Below are 14,067 nucleotides of genomic sequence, written 5' to 3'. Positions count from 1 at the left end.
CTCGTGGCCGAGCTCATCGAAGTGGCGAAAGCGGAGGCGCAGGTACGCGGCATTCCGCTTCCCCCCGATAATCCCGAGATCATCAAGGCGCCTATTCCGATGGATTCGCTGTCGGTCGTCGATACGCTGTGCGCGCTTGAACCGGTTGTCGGCTTCGAGCTGCGCGAAAGTATCGTCCGCACAGGTGGCTACAGTTCGATCGAAGCCGCGCTCGAACATCTCGTTCCCAAGATCGAGCGCGTATGGATTCGCAAGAAAGGATCGAAGCCATGACCAATCTCGCATTGCGTCACGAGGACGACGAGGAGGAGCGGCGGCGCTTAGGCGAACGGCTGCGCGAGGCCCGGAAATATCTTGGCCTCAAGCAGGAAGAGGTCGCGGCCTATCTCAAGATCCCGCGCACGGGGCTTACCGACATCGAGAACGGGCAGCGCCGTGTCGAAGCGATCGAGTTAACCCGCCTCGCGCGTCTCTATCGTCAATCGGTCGGCTATTTCACTGGTGAGGACGAAACCTCGGCCAGCTTGCCGGCGGATGTCGCGCATCTGGCGCGGCGCGTTGCCGATCTGTCCGCTCAGGACCGCGAAGAGCTTGGCCGCTTCGCCGATTATCTGCGCGCACGGTCGGGCGGAGGACAAGGCTGACCATGGCGCTCGACTACGCGAGCGCGGTTCGAGCCGGGGCCATGGCCGCTGGGCGGCTGCATCGGCAGCTGAGCACGCGCGAAGTGATCGAACAGCAAGGTGGCAACGTCGATGTGTTCGGCGCGATCCACGCCGTCGACCTGCCGTTGTTGCTCCGGCCGCTCAAAGGGCTGCTCGGCGCCTATTTGAGCGATCCTGCGCACGGCGTCCTCGTTACGACCGAGCGGCCGATGAGCATTCAGCGCTTCACGGCGGCCCACGAGCTGGGGCATTTCTCGATGCAGCATCAACCCAGCCTTGATGACGAAAGCATCTTGCGGCGGATGCCAACATCGCCGGAGCCCGGAGGGCTGTTCCAGGAAACCGAGGCGGACGCCTTTGCGATTGCCTTCATGATGCCGAAATGGCTGATCCTGTCGCACAGCGCCCGCCAGGATTGGCAGGTCGATGATTTTCGCCGCGCCAACGTGGTTTATCAGCTCTCGCTTCGCTTGGGCGCCAGCTACGAAGCGACATGCCGGACGCTGCTGCGCTACAATCTGATCTCGCAATCGACCATGACCGATCTGTTGCGGACGCAGCCGCGCGCGCTGAAGATCGATCTTCTCAAGGATTATCGCCCGGCCAATTATCGCGGCGATGTCTGGCTTCTGACCGAACGCGACGCTGGCACGAGAATCGATGGCAGCCGCAACGACCTGTTTGTGCTCCGGCTCAAGGAACATAGCGGCGGCGGGTATCTGTGGGATTTCGACCAGCTTATCGCGAGCGGCTTCGCCATTGTTCGCGACGACCGCGAAGCGGTCGATGCGGACGCGATTGGCGGGCCGGTCGTTCGGAGAGTGACAGCCGCCATCGAGGCGGCGCAGCGGGGTCGGATGTCGATCGAGGAACGGCGGCCATGGCAGCCGGTGCCAGCGTTGGCCCATCTGACGTTCGACTTCGACCTGACCGGCCCCGAACCTGAAGGTCTCTCGCGCGCCGAGCGGCGGCATCTGCTCGAGGCCGCCTAGCTCCTATGATCCAGATCACGACCGATCTTCGGCCCTTGTTTGGTGCTGCGCGCGATCAAGGCGCGCGGCCCACCTGCATGGCCTTTGCGGCAAGCGATGCCCATGCCGGCCTACGCGACGGTTGGGCACCGCTTTCCTGCGAATTCGCCTTTTACCAAGCGCAGCGGCGTGCGGGCCGATCGCCGGCGCAGGGCGCGCTGCTGTCGGCGATGCTCGATGCGCTGCGCAGCGACGGCCAACCCGAAGAACAGGGCTGGCCCTACCTCCAGGCCGTCCCCGAAGACTATGGCTCGTGGAAGCCGCCGTCCGCCGTGGGTGAACGCTATGGGCGAGACGGCCAGCCGGGCGGAGCGAACCTCGCCTCGATCATCGCCTTGCTCGACCAAGGCCGGCCGGTCGTGATCCTGACGATGCTGTCGCGCTCGTTCTTCATGCCGACGGACGATGGCATCGTCGATCCCGCCAATGACGAACAGCCTGAACCGAGCCAGCGTCATGCCGTAATCGCGGTTGGGCACGGCCAAGTCGATGGTGCCACTGCAATTCTCGTTCGCAATAGCTGGGGTGCGGGATGGGGCATGGACGGACATGCCTGGCTGACGGAACGGTTCCTGGCGCCGCGGCTCTTCGCCACCGCGAATTTGATGGAGGCAGTCGATGTATCTTCCAGTACCCTCGCAGCCTGACTGCGTTTCCGCGTGGCGCGAGGCGGTGCGCGTCGTCGATGGCGCCCCCGGCCACCAAGCCTACAACGTCATCATCGACGTCGCCGATCCCTCGGCGCGCGCGACGCTTGCAGATCCCGTGGTCGCCGAGGTCGATGCCTTCCTTGCCGGGCGGGGCAAAAAGCCGATCGAGACGGTCGCCAACACCATCTTTCCGGCAGCGCTCTACCACCGCCACGGCGCGCCGCTCTTCTTCGATCGGTTCCGGGACAATGTGCTTCCAAAGGTCAGGTTGAAGGAAGCCTGGTCAGGCTACTATTTCGAGCGAATGATGCAGTTACCCCAACTTGACGGGCCGCCGATCAACCAGATTTGGGGGATCGTCGAGCGCCTGCGCAATCCAAAGGTGCGCGCGCTCAACAAGTTTGAACTGAGCGTTTTCGACCCTGCCCGCGACGTGAACGATTCGCCTTACGGCGGGCAGTGTCTGAGCTTCGCGAGCCTCAAGCTGATCGGCAAAGGCGATCAACGCCGGATCGCCATGACGGCATTCTACCGCAACCATTTCTACATCGAAAAGCTACTGGGCAATCTGATTGGGCTGGGCAGGTTGCAATCGTTCATTGCCAAAGAGGGAGGGGTCGGTCTCGGACCAATGACAATCGTCTCTACCCACGCCGAAATCGACACCGGCAAATGGAATCGCGGCGATCTCCAGCAGCTTTTTGCGCGCTGCGATCAGGCGAGTGCGCAAGTCCTCGCGGCAGCATAAGGCGCCTCCAACGGCAGACGCGGCGTTTCGAGAGCGCCACCGTCGATCCCGTACATCGCGAACATGCCTTCGATGAAGTCGCGCTGCCCGCCATAGCTCGGATGGCGGACGGCCGTCGTCGGTATACCGACATCGCCAAGGGCTAGGTGAGCATCGCGCCCGATCGCAACGATGCGCCGGGGGTTGAGCATGGCAATCAGCGCTTGAAGCAAAGGCCAGGTCGCCTCGCGTTCTCCGCGGGTATGACAACGGTTCGACAAGGGATCGCCCGCTTCATGCGGATGGAACGGGAAGACGTTCCAGAGCATGACCGGCTGTCCGATCTGTTCGAGCACGCGCCAGACGATCGCCGCCGTCCGCTCGGCGACCGCCGGGCCTTGCGTCGCACGTTGAAGGGCGATGCCGCCCATCAACGCACCCGCCCGGTCGAGATGGACCTCATCGGTGAGGGGAACGCCCGTGCGCCGGCCACCGCGATAACCGAGGTCGCGGGCAATCCAGATGGTCTCGACCTTTGCATCCAAGGCAGCGATCAGCAACCGTTCCAGATTATCGCGCCGCTTGGCCGCCGCGTCGCGCCGGTCATGAACGGCGCAGCGATCGCGCCAGGGATTGAAAACGGAAGGAAGTTCGGTTGCCGCCAGAGTAGAAACGAAATGCTTGGGGGTCATGACGGCAGTTCCTTGATAAGCAGGCGACGATGGGCGAAGTCGATCGTGACGCGACCGCGCCGGTGTTTCTGGAGGAAGCGGAAGGCCGCGTAGCCCTGGAGGATCGCTTCCTCCCAGAGCCACAGCGGACAGCGTTCGGATTCGTAACCGACGACGAACTGGCGGACATGCTTGAGCATGTCCAGCGGCAGCCCGCCTGATTTTACCTTGTCGAAGTAGCGAAGCTGCTGGGCCTGGCCGAAAATCCACGAGGTGACGCCTTCCTCGATCAGGATCGCCCGCGCACCATCCTCCGCATCATCGAGCTTCGGGTCGCTCTTGCGCTTCAAGCGCAGCAATGCGCGGATGACGGGCGACCAGCCCAGGACCGCGACATGCGCATAGTGAAAGACGTCGTGGAAGCGATAATCGTCGGGTTCAACCGCATTGTCGGTGAGCCGATCACCGACGTAGACGCCACTCGATCGTTGATAGACGAAGGTCTGTCCGCGAACCTTGCGCTCATAGACGTCGATCGTCATCCGCCGTGGGAGATGCTCTTCGGGGTCCATCATGGCATCGAACGGAGCCGGATAAACTTTCTCGCGGGGCCAGCGGTCAAAGATCTTATGTAGGTTTTTGACGGCGGCCGCCTCGATCGTGACCCCGGAATCGTTGGCGGCCTGGATTAGCCTGCGCATGACCGCCACGAGTTGGCGAGCGAGCATCGCCTTGTCTCGCGTCAACGTCCCCAACTGGAAGCTATTGACGAGGACGCCGACCTCGCCGGCGAGCGCGAGCAGCGTGTGCTCGAACTGCGGCATGGGCGCCTTGGCTAGCGGAATGTGGGCTGGCTGGAGCGCATGGAAGCTCAAGGCACCGTTGTTTCCAGCCCGCCACTCGTCGTCGCCCCTCGCGGCATTTGCCGCGATGTCGCTTAGCGCCAGTGCGCTGCGGCGCGCGACGGCCGCCAAATACCAAAGAACGTCGCCGAGCTCCTCGGCAACGGCATCGGCATATCCGAGGTAAGAGGCAGCATCGCGTTGTTTCTTCTTCGCCTCGCTCAGAAGACTGCCCGCTTCGCCGAACAATCCGAGCATCGAGAAACCCAGAGCGCTCTTCCCGCTACGCTGGTCCGTCCGGGCAGCCTGGTTGGCGTAGTCGTCGATCGTCAGCGCCTCGAACTCGCCTGACATTAGTTGCGCTTCCGACGGTCGGAGATTGCCTCAGGCGGCACATTTACGCCGTAGGCCTCGAGCGCGCGCAGCACGATCATGCGGATGGGTTCGCGAGCGTCGAGCGCTCGCTGACCAAGATCGCGCTTGGTCACCCCTGGGACCTGGATTTGAAGATGCTCGTCATCGGCATCGCTGCGAGCCTCAACTTGTTTCATGAAAACAATAAATCAGAGTTTCATGAAAATATGAAACAGAAATTTATCAATCGGTGAATGATTGGTCCTCCGACAGCCGTAAACGGGGCAAACTGCGCTACCGGCTGCGAGATCGCTGCACAGGTGGATGGACTCTCGAGGATTCGTTTCGGTTGGGCGCAACGTCCAGACCCTTCCTGTTGCGCCCTGCCCTGAGCAGGGCAGGACGAATTTGATCACCTCGGTCAACGTGGTTTTGCAGTGTGGTGGTCGCGACCTTCATCACGCGCGAGATCGCTTCGGGATTGTCGAACAGTGCGGTTCGCACTACCGCTTCGATCACCCGCAACTGACTTTGCGCGGCTCGCTCGTTTCTGCCCACGGACGCCGCAGCTCGGGATCGAGCCGAGCGCTCGTGAGCTTGGGACTGATCTCGGCCGGACTCCCGGGTGACTGACGGAACGGCCGCCGGCGCGATGCTGTTGCGGTCATTGCCAAGCTTGAGGCGATCCAGCTCCTGCAGATCGCGCTCGTTCGGCCGATATCCTCGCACGTCGAGCCCTTGGCGGTTGGCCTCCAGCCATGCTGCCCGGCGAAAGGCCTCGCTGCCAGTAAGGTGAACATTCGTCCACCCACGATGCCGGGCGATCGCGACGAGATCACGCACGACCTCCTCACTGTCACTCGAAGTGACAAGGCGCCTCCCTTGGTCCCGAAATGCAGGCTCCTTGGCCTGAGCCGTCGTAAAGTAGGCAGGCTCGCCTGACCATTTGCTGGTCGATGAGAAGTAGCGTTTTTGCAGCGTCTCCGGCATGTCGCCGGTCGAGACCGATCGGGGCGGCCGCTGCCCCTTTTCCTTCTTTCCCAGGGGTTCGGGAGCATCAGGGCCGTGTTTTTCGGAACGGCCCGATGGCGATGCCTCACCGATTGAAATGGCATTGCTGCGCTTCCTAGCGCCCCGCGAACTCTCGGGTTTCTCAGCGGACATGGGCTGCCCTTTCCTGCATGAGGGACGTGGATGCCGATCCGGTCGGTGGTAAAACTGCCCGCTCGACCATCGCCGTCACGAAGGCGATTGCGGCAGCCTCGTCGCCCGGCGGCGGCAGTTCGGCCAGGTCACCCAGAACCAGCATGTCGTCCGTGATCTCTGCCGCGCCTGAAAGCTCGGCCTCGGTCATTTCCCGCATCGCAATTTCCTCCGGTATGGCGTTCCCCGAGCTCGTCGCCGGTTGCCGGCGGGTGCCACTCAGCCCAGGCGTGCCAGCACCGTGCTGCTCTAAAGCCGGAGTGGGGGAAGAAAGCATTGCCGCGATGGGACGGGCGGGCAGCACGGGCGGAGCGATCACTCGCCGCGTGAAGCGCGGCATCCGGTAATAGGCAATCTTGCGACCTCGAATGGGCGGGATGCCGGCGCGGAGGAGCAGGAGCTCGCTCTTGGGTAGCTGCATCAGCTCCTGCGGCAGCAAGAGTGCGCGGCGCTGGTCGGATTCCGAGATGCTTCGGTTCGCCAGCAGCCCGTGGATGGTGCGGCTGCGGGATTTCACGCTCATCGTGAAAAAGCCGAGCCGTTCGGAAAGTTCGTTCGCGACCTTTAGCTCCTTGGGCGTGAAGACAACCTCGAGCCCGCAATTGGCGATGATCTCGTCGGTGACATCGGGACCATAGATTGCGCGAAGCTGGGATCGGCTCTGAATGACCGGGACCAGACGTAGGCCATAGCCGGCGACATAGGAAAAGCCGCTCGCAATCACCGAGGCTTTGCCGAGCCTGGCGAACTCGTCGAGCAGGACCAGGACCGGGACATTGGTCACGCCCTCAGGAAGATCGCGGGTGTTGAGATCCACGAGTTGCTGCAGGAACAGGCTGTAGATCGGCGCGATGCGGTCGATATTGTCGGGCGACACGCCAAGGTAAATCGACATGCGCCGACGCCGTACCTCGCGCAGGTCGAAGTCGCTTTCCGAGGTGGCGGCATCCACCATGGGGTTGAGCCAGAGATTGAGCCGCGCGGTGATGGTCTGCTTGATCCCGGAAAAGGTGTTGTCCGAGGCCGAGGTGAAATCCTGGATCGCGGACACGCACGCTTGGCTGAGGCGCTGGCCCACCCTGCGGGCTTCCTGAAGCGTTGCGGGAAGGTCGCTCTTGGGATCCCCGCTCGTGAGGCGGCGGTATATCTCGCCGATGGTGAAGGGCAGGCCCGGGTTGGATGCGACCAGGGCGCCGACGCCGACAAAGGCCGCTCGCGCGGCCTCCGCCCAGAAGGGATCGGATCGCTCGGGCGCGGGGAAAAGCATGCCCGCGATCTTCTGCAGCTCGTTGACGACCTCTATGTCATCAGTCCGTCTGATGTGCGCCAGGGGGTTGTACCGCGCCGTCCGCCCCTCCGCGTCGAGCGGATCGAACAGATGCACGGCCTGGCCGGCCCGTGCACGATACCCCGCGCTTGCGCCCCAGTTCTCCCGTTTCACGTCGAGCACGACCACCGAATCTGGCCAGGTCAGCAGATTGGGAATGACGACGCCCACGCCCTTGCCCGCTCGTGTGGGTGCCTCGAGCAGAACATGCTCGCTCCCGCCGAATATCAGGAAACGTCCAGCCTTGCGGCCGACAACGATGCCGGACGCGGCGCGAAGGCCCTCCCGCCGGATCTCGCCTTCGCGCGCAAACCGGGCGGTGCCGTGCAATGCCGGCCCGCGGCGCAGAATCCCAATCGCGAGGAGCCCGACCACAACTGCGCCCGCCAGCGCCCCGCGCTTTAGCCAAAGAATAAGCAGTGGGTCCGCCCGATAGTACCACAGCCATGCGGGCAAGGCCGTGAGGTCGGTGTGAGAGCCGATCTGGCCCAGCCCAAAGAGGGCAACCAGCACGGCGATGGCGCAGCACAATAAGGTGCCGCCGGCAACGGACAGGCCGATCATCCAGAAGCTACGCTGCACCGGCATCGCCCACCTTCGGGTGGAAGTAGACCTCTTCGACCTCGAAGCGGCCGCCATGGCGCCGGGTCTGGACGACCACATCGATGAGCATTCGCAAAAGTCCGCGGATATCATCGCGCGCGAGATCTCGGCCGCCCTCGGATTCCTTGACCAGTAGCGTCAGCTGCTCGAAGGCACCCGCCGCAGAGCCGGCATGCACCGTGGTGATCGACCCAGGGTGCCCCGAATTGACATTGCGCAGGTAGAAGAACGCGGTGCCGTCGCGCAGCTCCTGCAGCAGGATCCGATCCGGGCGCATGCGCAGCGCGCTCTCGAGAAGTTGCTTGGGACCGACCTTTGCAAGGCCCTGCCCCTCGCTCGAATAGACCATATGAACGACATTGCGATGGGGCACGATGAGTTCGCGTGTGTCCTCGATCGTAAGCAGTCGCTCGTCGGGCGGGATGAGCTGGATGAGCGCTTTCGCCAAGGTCGTCTTGCCGGACCCGGTTGCACCGCTGACCAGGATATTCTTGCGCGCGGCGACCGCGACCTTGAAGAAGGCCGGCCAGTCGCCCGCATCGCGAAGTGCCACCAACTCGGCGTCGGTTTCGGTAAGGCCCCGGGCGCTCGCGCGCGTCGTGTCAAAGAGGCCAGCGCGTGCGAGCTGGTCGATCGGCAGGGTTACGGTCGAGGGCTTGCGTATCGTAAAGGACGGGCAGCCGCTCGGCGTCACCGACGGGATTACGATCTGGCAGCGCTCGCCGCCTGGGAGGACGGTCGAACAGATCGGGGTCTGCCCATCGATGTCCTGGTGCGTGAAGCTTGCCGCGGCGACGGCGAGCGTTCCAAGCCACTCGCTGTCGAGTTCGGACAGCTCATGCCATCGCCACCCCTGCCGGTCCTCGATTCCCGCCTCGCCCGGACGGTTGATGACGAGCTCGGTCACATCATCTGGCTCCAGCAACGGAAGAAGCGGTTCGAGGTAGTGACGAAGGACGGCGGTGTCGCGCATGGCTTACCGCCGCAGCTCTAGATTGTAGACATCGGCGAAGTTGAAGTCCTTGGCGACGAAGATACCGACCTCCTCGCCCTGGTTCTTTTTCAGCACCGGCCGGATATTGATGTTGTTCTGGAGCGCGATCGCGGCCCCTTCGCTCGGCGCACGCGTGACATTGTTGAAATTGCCGTTGCCGCTCGATGCGGCCTGCCCGGCAATATAGGCGGCGTCATCGACGAGCGAGAGCAGGAGCGCGCCGCCGAACCGTGCCCAAAAGAAGCTGTCGACCGCCCCAGCAAGCCCGGCGCGGCCGAGCGCGTCTGACCCAGGCGAGGCAAGGTCGATGCGGACGCCTTGTGGCGTCACCGCCCGGGTCCAAAGCACAAAGAGGCGGTTCTGACCCTGTTGGATACCTCCGCGATACTCGCCGAGCACGCGCGTGCCCTTTTCCATGAGCACGACCCGGCCATTCTCGGAGTAGACATCGCGCGGGATCATGCAGGACGTGTATCCAGGCTGCGCGGAATTGATGGCCGTCTGAAGGGTGCAGGGAATCAATGTCCCCGCAGTGATCAGAAAATTGCGATTGGGGAGCATCGAGGCTCGCGCTTCGCCTACGGCCGAACTTTGCCGCAGAAGATCCAGCGCATTGGGCGCCCCGCCCTCAGCGCTCCCTGGCGTTCCTGAATTTTCGGTCGGTTGCGCGCCCGAGGCCGCCGCCGGACCTTGCGAGGTCTCCCCACCGAGATCGCGCCCGCCATAGGCGATGAGTGTCGACCGTCGCGCCCGGTCGGCGAGGTTGGGCCGGGCGCCCGTCCCTCCTGTCGGTCCTGGCGCCGCACCGGGCTGCATGGCAGGGACGATCTGACCGTCGGGGCCAGGAACCCCTGCTGCGGGATTGAGCACAGGTGCGTTGGGATCGCTCCCGCCTGCGCCCAGCGGTCTCGGCTGCGGAGCGACCGCCGCGTAATCGACGGTTTCCCGCGCCACGATATCGCGCCGCTCTTGGGCCGCCCCGCCCGGTGCAGTGAGGTCACGATTGGAGCCCTGTTGGCTCGTCCCGGAATTAACCCACAGGATGCCCAGTACCATCGCCGTGCCGGCAAAGATGAGGGCGGTATTGCGCTTGGAAGGCGTCATCCCCCCGATCGGCTCGATACCGCGCTCGTGCAGGATCTCGTCTTTCTCCGGCGTGAGATCGGCGCTCGGCAGAAGGCGCGAAACGGAGGATGGATCTTCGGCCATGGCTCATTCCTGCGGATGTGTGATGGTGCGCTCGACATGGGGCGACCCGGTGTTCGTCCCATGATCGACCCCATAGGGTTCTGGCGCCTGATTATAGATGCACAGCACCTCGCCGCCTCGCCGAAGGCGCAGCTGACGCGCCACCAAATGGACGACGACGAATTCGTCGCGGACGTCGAAGGGGACCAGCGTCTCAGATCCGTCCGGTCGCACCAGATATATCGCCGGCACCTCGCGGTTCGCGGGGAAACGCAACACCGTGAACTGCCCGTTATCGGAGACCTCCGACGGCTGAAGCTCGCTGGAGCCCTGCACCTTGTAGTTCATGTTGCGAGGCCCTTCGACGACCGCATGATCGAGAGCGCCGCGAACGGCGCGGCCCTCTAGGGCAGCGGCCTGCATGGCAATCTGCGCGGCCCTGAGACGCGCGGCGCGGTCGGCGTCGTCCCTGGGATATCGGAACCGCACCTGAAAATAGGCTTGGCCGTTGCGGCCCGTGATCGGACCGCTGCGAGCGGTCAACTCGAACGCATAGCTGCGCAATTCGCCTCCGCGCGACGTGGTGACGATGAGATTGGTCGGTCCGGCACGCTCACGCGGCTTGAGGAACAGGATGTGCCCGGCGACGGCGACCTCCCAAGATACGGTGTCGCCCAGCGCGACGTGCTGGATCGTCTCATCGTCGCTCAGGACAATCTGCGTTGCGGTCCGGAACGTGCCGACGATCCGATAGACCTCGGTCTCTTCATATTCGACGAACTTGACGCGCGGGTCGGACGGACCACCTCGCGGAACTTCGACCGCGTGCGCCGCCGTTACAGGCACCAGCGCGCAAATGATGGCGGCGGAGAGTGCCCTCATCGGATCACCTCCGGATCGGCACGATAGTTTTCGACCTGGAATCCCAGCGGGTTCCGGTAGCGATCGCCTTCCGCCATGGGCGCGTTGGCGTAGGCGAACGTGATCGTGGCGATCCAATCGCTGTTCTGAACGTCGGTCTCGGTCTGGACCGTCCGCGTGAACCGCACATTGGCGACGCGATCGTTGATGAAGGCGATGTTGCGCACGCGCGCTTGCACGACGGCATTCTTGCCCCAGACATTTTGGGGACTTGCGCCATTGTTGCTGCTGTAGAAGCGCGCCCAGCGCTGCTGTTCAGTCGGTTGCGAGAGGATCGTCACGAACCGAAAATTTTCTTCGGCCGCTGCCGGGATCCAGCTTTCGCGGGTTCTCACATACTGGGCGAGGAAGTATTTGGTGACCGCCTCATCGTAGCGCATCGGCCGCTGGGTGAGCGCGGTCTGGACATCCACCGCGCCGGTGGTCTGGTTGACGCGAATAACATAGGGCACGACAGTCTTGAGAGGTGTCAGAGCCGCAACTGCGAAGATCGAGGCCGCGGCCAGGAGTGAGGCGATGGCCGCGATGCTCCAAGCGATGCGGGTCGAGCGCAGCGCGTTCCGGATCCTGTCCTGATCCCAGCTTCGTGCGTCCCGGAAATAGCGCTGCAGCCCCGATGCCGGCACGGCCTCCGAGCGGTCATCAGCAGCTCGCATAATGCGATCCCCTTGGTGCGAACGAGACCTTGTCGTCCGAGGTAGACGGCGACGGCACGGCGGGCGGCGGGGGCGGATCGCCGTCTCGAGGATGGGACAGGGGCGGTATGGGCGGCGCAACTCTTGGTGCCGTGGTGGCAGGCACTGGCGAGCCAGGCAGGACGCTTCCGTAGATGTTCACGTCTCGCAGGCGATGACCATTGCAAACCGCGAGCTTCTTGGGTCCGGAAGCACAGCCCGCGACGCCGAGCACAGCTAAGCCACCGACTAGGCAAGCGACGCTGCGGCGGAAGCTCGAGGCGGAAATTCGCGGAAAAAGGAAAGTCATGATGATGCCTCACTACGCCGATTCGATGGTGCCGCCGCGACGAGCGGCGCGCTCCAAGTTGCGACTGTTGCGCATGACGCGACGCTGTCGGAAGGGAGATGCCATCGTCCCCCAAGCCGTTCCGGCGAAGGCACCCACGCCGGCAGCCGCGCCCCCGGCTATTCCCGTCGCGATGGCCGGAGCCTGGAAGAAGAAGATCGTCCCCAAAAATATGTACGCTGCAAACAGGACAGCACCGAAAGCCGTATCCACGACGCCTTCAGATGCTGCTGTTGCAGCCGCTCCGAGGTCTGTGATTAGGGTCGTGATGGCTATGATTACAGCAAGGAGAACGATATAGTTGAATACTTGGCCCAGCCAGCCGTGGAAAAAACGCCTCGTTGGCTCGAAAAGAGCTAGGGCGATGAAGATGGGGCCAAGCGCGATAATGATCGCCAACGCAACTTTGGCAAATATGGTGATAGCGAATCCAACCGCTGCCGAGAGCCCAACTAATGCCTTCAGCCCCAGGCTCAGCGCATAGAGGACCAGTTTATATGGGTTAATGTCGCTGTAGGTTGCGGCTTCAGTCTCTATCCGCGCAACTATAGCATCACTTTGAGTGTAATAGTCGTCGAATGCCTCTCCTACTGTGTCGATCGTCTTACCGGCGAGAGCTTGGGAGATCGCATCGGGCATTCCGTGGAAGAGCGGCGTCGTGATCCAATCGGAATAGGCGACCGTCGTCGCAGCAACATACAGCAGGCAGAGCTTCACCATCCGATAGAATAGCTCACCCCATGGTTCGCTGATGATGCCCCGCATCACCATGTAGCCGAACAGGGCGATGTAGATAACCAGCCCGACAGCGAGCGGACCACGGACAACCTCTACGACGTTTTGGAGACGCTCGTTGAGGAAAAGATCAAGCTTCCCATCAACGTTCGCGTAAAGTGAATTGAACATGTCCGTGGCCATGCGAGGCTCCAGGGCGCTGGATTATTTCGAAAGCGACCGCATCTTGTTGTCGAGGATCCGGAGGCTTTCAGCGTTGGAACACTCCTGTTCGTTGGGATGTGATCCGTCGGCACAGGCCTTGACGAGTCCTCTGAGCTCTTCCGGGTGAGAGGTTAGATAGTCCTTCCCGCGCGGTGCCCGCTCGCATCCTGCGAGCATTCCCGCTGCGGCAAACCCAAGCAGCAAAGCTCTCGCGGTCATTGCGACAAGCTTTCTAGCTTCGTCGCCAGTATCGCTTCGCTTTCGCGCTGTGATCGCAACTGGACGTCTGCTTCTTGCCGCATTCGCAGCGCCTGCAATTGCAAGGCGTCGTTCTGGATATGGGCATTCTCGACCCCTACCCTCGCCTGGATATCCATGACCTGCTTGGCGTCCGAAGCGGTATCCAGCGAGGTTCTCAGCTCTTCGAGGCCGGCGGTACGCTGGGCCGACACGCCATAGGCCGCCTCCGCGATCGCGGCGTCGCGCGCTGCGAGGTCGCCGTTCCGCAAGAGGTTATCGCGGGACGCGCGCTCATACGCCGACGCACCTGGCCGCAATTCCGGCAAAGCGATGCGGTTGGCGTCCCGGATACGGGTCGCGGAGCTCCCGAGCGAACCCAGGCTGGCATTGTCCGACGACATCAGCCGACTGATGTCACGGGCCTCCCGCGGCAGAAGATGGCGCATGGCATCGGTGGAAAGAGATGATGCGATGCCGTTGACGTCGGTGACCTGGTTGAAGCTGCCATAGAGCTGCTTCGCTTCTGCGATCTGCTCCTTCCCCTGATCGATCATCGACAGGGTGTTTTTCACCGTGGCCAGCGCCTGCAGATAACCGGAGCTGTCGTAGACGGGGATGCCTTGCGCAACTGCAGGCCCCGCCATTCCTAGGGCGATGGCGCCAAGTGCTGCGTATATGCCCTTACCCAT

17 protein-coding genes are annotated in these 14,067 nt (G+C 63.0%); 5 read left to right on the top strand and 12 right to left on the bottom strand.

Translation table 11 applies throughout. The features are described from left to right. Positions 1 to 3: 3 nt before the first annotated feature. Genes BSL82_RS19685 through BSL82_RS19665 form a run of 5 tightly spaced genes read left to right on the top strand, consistent with a single transcriptional unit; the run spans position 4 to position 3,094 of the window. Positions 4 to 273, top strand: coding sequence for a hypothetical protein (locus BSL82_RS19685; RefSeq protein WP_226998769.1), 270 nt, complete (start codon positions 4 to 6; stop codon positions 271 to 273). Further along, positions 270 to 644 carry a helix-turn-helix domain-containing protein gene (locus BSL82_RS19680; protein WP_013039053.1) on the top strand — a complete coding sequence of 125 codons (375 nt, stop codon included), beginning with the start codon at positions 270 to 272 and terminating at the stop codon, positions 642 to 644. The genes BSL82_RS19685 and BSL82_RS19680 overlap by 4 nt, the downstream gene beginning before the upstream one ends. Positions 645 to 646: 2 nt before the next feature. Further along, complete coding sequence (locus BSL82_RS19675; RefSeq protein WP_013039054.1) at positions 647 to 1,657, top strand: ImmA/IrrE family metallo-endopeptidase; 1,011 nt, start codon at positions 647 to 649, stop codon at positions 1,655 to 1,657. A gap of 5 nt (positions 1,658 to 1,662) precedes the next feature. Further along, on the top strand, positions 1,663 to 2,343 hold the full coding sequence (locus tag BSL82_RS19670) for a C1 family peptidase (RefSeq protein ID WP_072599046.1): 681 nt from the start codon (positions 1,663 to 1,665) through the stop codon (positions 2,341 to 2,343). Then, positions 2,315 to 3,094 carry a hypothetical protein gene (locus tag BSL82_RS19665; protein WP_072599045.1) on the top strand — a complete coding sequence of 260 codons (780 nt, stop codon included), beginning with the start codon at positions 2,315 to 2,317 and terminating at the stop codon, positions 3,092 to 3,094. The genes BSL82_RS19670 and BSL82_RS19665 overlap by 29 nt, the downstream gene beginning before the upstream one ends. Here the strand turns inward: BSL82_RS19665 and BSL82_RS19660 are convergent. The 12 genes from BSL82_RS19660 to BSL82_RS19605 form a co-directional block, all read right to left on the bottom strand. Beyond that, the gene (locus BSL82_RS19660; protein ID WP_072599044.1) at positions 3,061 to 3,765 is read right to left on the bottom strand and encodes a uracil-DNA glycosylase; all 705 of its coding nucleotides are present in this window, start codon (positions 3,763 to 3,765) and stop codon (positions 3,061 to 3,063) included. The two genes, BSL82_RS19665 and BSL82_RS19660, sit on opposite strands and share 34 nt — an antisense overlap. Next, on the bottom strand, positions 3,762 to 4,940 hold the full coding sequence (locus BSL82_RS19655) for a nucleoside triphosphate pyrophosphohydrolase family protein (protein WP_072599043.1): 1,179 nt from the start codon (positions 4,938 to 4,940) through the stop codon (positions 3,762 to 3,764). Before BSL82_RS19655 ends, BSL82_RS19660 begins: the two co-directional genes overlap by 4 nt. Beyond that, complete coding sequence (locus BSL82_RS19650) at positions 4,940 to 5,137, bottom strand: hypothetical protein (RefSeq protein ID WP_021245304.1); 198 nt, start codon at positions 5,135 to 5,137, stop codon at positions 4,940 to 4,942. Before BSL82_RS19650 ends, BSL82_RS19655 begins: the two co-directional genes overlap by 1 nt. Before the next feature lie 97 nt (positions 5,138 to 5,234). After that, the gene (locus BSL82_RS19645; RefSeq protein WP_226998768.1) at positions 5,235 to 5,930 is read right to left on the bottom strand and encodes an LPD7 domain-containing protein; all 696 of its coding nucleotides are present in this window, start codon (positions 5,928 to 5,930) and stop codon (positions 5,235 to 5,237) included. Positions 5,931 to 6,093: 163 nt separating this feature from the next. Next, a complete protein-coding gene (locus BSL82_RS19640; protein WP_072599041.1) occupies positions 6,094 to 8,058 on the bottom strand; it encodes a type IV secretory system conjugative DNA transfer family protein in 1,965 nt (654 codons plus the stop codon). Continuing rightward, the gene (gene virB11 / locus BSL82_RS19635; RefSeq protein WP_013039062.1) at positions 8,042 to 9,046 is read right to left on the bottom strand and encodes a P-type DNA transfer ATPase VirB11; all 1,005 of its coding nucleotides are present in this window, start codon (positions 9,044 to 9,046) and stop codon (positions 8,042 to 8,044) included. Before virB11 ends, BSL82_RS19640 begins: the two co-directional genes overlap by 17 nt. A gap of 3 nt (positions 9,047 to 9,049) precedes the next feature. Continuing rightward, positions 9,050 to 10,276, bottom strand: coding sequence for a type IV secretion system protein VirB10 (gene virB10, locus BSL82_RS19630; RefSeq protein ID WP_013849913.1), 1,227 nt, complete (start codon positions 10,274 to 10,276; stop codon positions 9,050 to 9,052). Between the two features lie 3 nt (positions 10,277 to 10,279). After that, positions 10,280 to 11,137 (bottom strand): P-type conjugative transfer protein VirB9, encoded by an 858-nt coding sequence (gene virB9, locus BSL82_RS19625; RefSeq protein ID WP_013039064.1) that lies wholly within the window; start codon positions 11,135 to 11,137, stop codon positions 10,280 to 10,282. Further along, positions 11,134 to 11,832 (bottom strand): VirB8 family type IV secretion system protein, encoded by a 699-nt coding sequence (locus tag BSL82_RS19620; protein WP_013039065.1) that lies wholly within the window; start codon positions 11,830 to 11,832, stop codon positions 11,134 to 11,136. Before BSL82_RS19620 ends, virB9 begins: the two co-directional genes overlap by 4 nt. A gap of 340 nt (positions 11,833 to 12,172) precedes the next feature. Next, positions 12,173 to 13,117, bottom strand: coding sequence for a TrbL/VirB6 family protein (locus tag BSL82_RS19610; RefSeq protein ID WP_013039067.1), 945 nt, complete (start codon positions 13,115 to 13,117; stop codon positions 12,173 to 12,175). Positions 13,118 to 13,138: 21 nt separating this feature from the next. Continuing rightward, positions 13,139 to 13,315: an EexN family lipoprotein gene (locus BSL82_RS21895; RefSeq protein ID WP_418361288.1), complete on the bottom strand. Its 177-nt coding sequence runs from the start codon at positions 13,313 to 13,315 to the stop codon at positions 13,139 to 13,141. Between the two features lie 38 nt (positions 13,316 to 13,353). After that, positions 13,354 to 14,067, bottom strand: a complete 714-nt coding sequence (locus BSL82_RS19605) for a TrbJ/VirB5 family protein (protein ID WP_007683402.1) — start codon at positions 14,065 to 14,067, stop codon at positions 13,354 to 13,356.

Origin of the sequence: Tardibacter chloracetimidivorans, assembly GCF_001890385.1 — a bacterium.
Taxonomy (GTDB): domain Bacteria; phylum Pseudomonadota; class Alphaproteobacteria; order Sphingomonadales; family Sphingomonadaceae; genus Tardibacter; species Tardibacter chloracetimidivorans.
This window is presented reverse-complemented; position numbering and strand designations above follow the sequence as displayed.

What these genes read in the sequence shown, in the direction of transcription:
- BSL82_RS19680 (WP_013039053.1), top strand. Translation starts at nt 270, where the DNA reads ATGACCAATCTCGCATTGCGTCACGAGGACGACGAGGAGGAGCGGCGG.
- BSL82_RS19675 (WP_013039054.1), top strand. Translation starts at nt 647, where the DNA reads ATGGCGCTCGACTACGCGAGCGCGGTTCGAGCCGGGGCCATGGCCGCT.
- BSL82_RS19670 (WP_072599046.1), top strand. Translation starts at nt 1,663, where the DNA reads ATGATCCAGATCACGACCGATCTTCGGCCCTTGTTTGGTGCTGCGCGC.
- BSL82_RS19665 (WP_072599045.1), top strand. Translation starts at nt 2,315, where the DNA reads ATGTATCTTCCAGTACCCTCGCAGCCTGACTGCGTTTCCGCGTGGCGC.
- BSL82_RS19660 (WP_072599044.1), bottom strand. Translation starts at nt 3,765, where the DNA reads ATGACCCCCAAGCATTTCGTTTCTACTCTGGCGGCAACCGAACTTCCT.
- BSL82_RS19655 (WP_072599043.1), bottom strand. Translation starts at nt 4,940, where the DNA reads ATGTCAGGCGAGTTCGAGGCGCTGACGATCGACGACTACGCCAACCAG.
- BSL82_RS19650 (WP_021245304.1), bottom strand. Translation starts at nt 5,137, where the DNA reads ATGAAACAAGTTGAGGCTCGCAGCGATGCCGATGACGAGCATCTTCAA.
- BSL82_RS19645 (WP_226998768.1), bottom strand. Translation starts at nt 5,930, where the DNA reads ATGCCGGAGACGCTGCAAAAACGCTACTTCTCATCGACCAGCAAATGG.
- BSL82_RS19640 (WP_072599041.1), bottom strand. Translation starts at nt 8,058, where the DNA reads ATGCCGGTGCAGCGTAGCTTCTGGATGATCGGCCTGTCCGTTGCCGGC.
- virB11 (WP_013039062.1), bottom strand. Translation starts at nt 9,046, where the DNA reads ATGCGCGACACCGCCGTCCTTCGTCACTACCTCGAACCGCTTCTTCCG.
- virB10 (WP_013849913.1), bottom strand. Translation starts at nt 10,276, where the DNA reads ATGGCCGAAGATCCATCCTCCGTTTCGCGCCTTCTGCCGAGCGCCGAT.
- virB9 (WP_013039064.1), bottom strand. Translation starts at nt 11,137, where the DNA reads ATGAGGGCACTCTCCGCCGCCATCATTTGCGCGCTGGTGCCTGTAACG.
- BSL82_RS19620 (WP_013039065.1), bottom strand. Translation starts at nt 11,832, where the DNA reads ATGCGAGCTGCTGATGACCGCTCGGAGGCCGTGCCGGCATCGGGGCTG.
- BSL82_RS19610 (WP_013039067.1), bottom strand. Translation starts at nt 13,117, where the DNA reads ATGGCCACGGACATGTTCAATTCACTTTACGCGAACGTTGATGGGAAG.
- BSL82_RS21895 (WP_418361288.1), bottom strand. Translation starts at nt 13,315, where the DNA reads ATGCTCGCAGGATGCGAGCGGGCACCGCGCGGGAAGGACTATCTAACC.
- BSL82_RS19605 (WP_007683402.1), bottom strand. Translation starts at nt 14,067, where the DNA reads ATGGGTAAGGGCATATACGCAGCACTTGGCGCCATCGCCCTAGGAATG.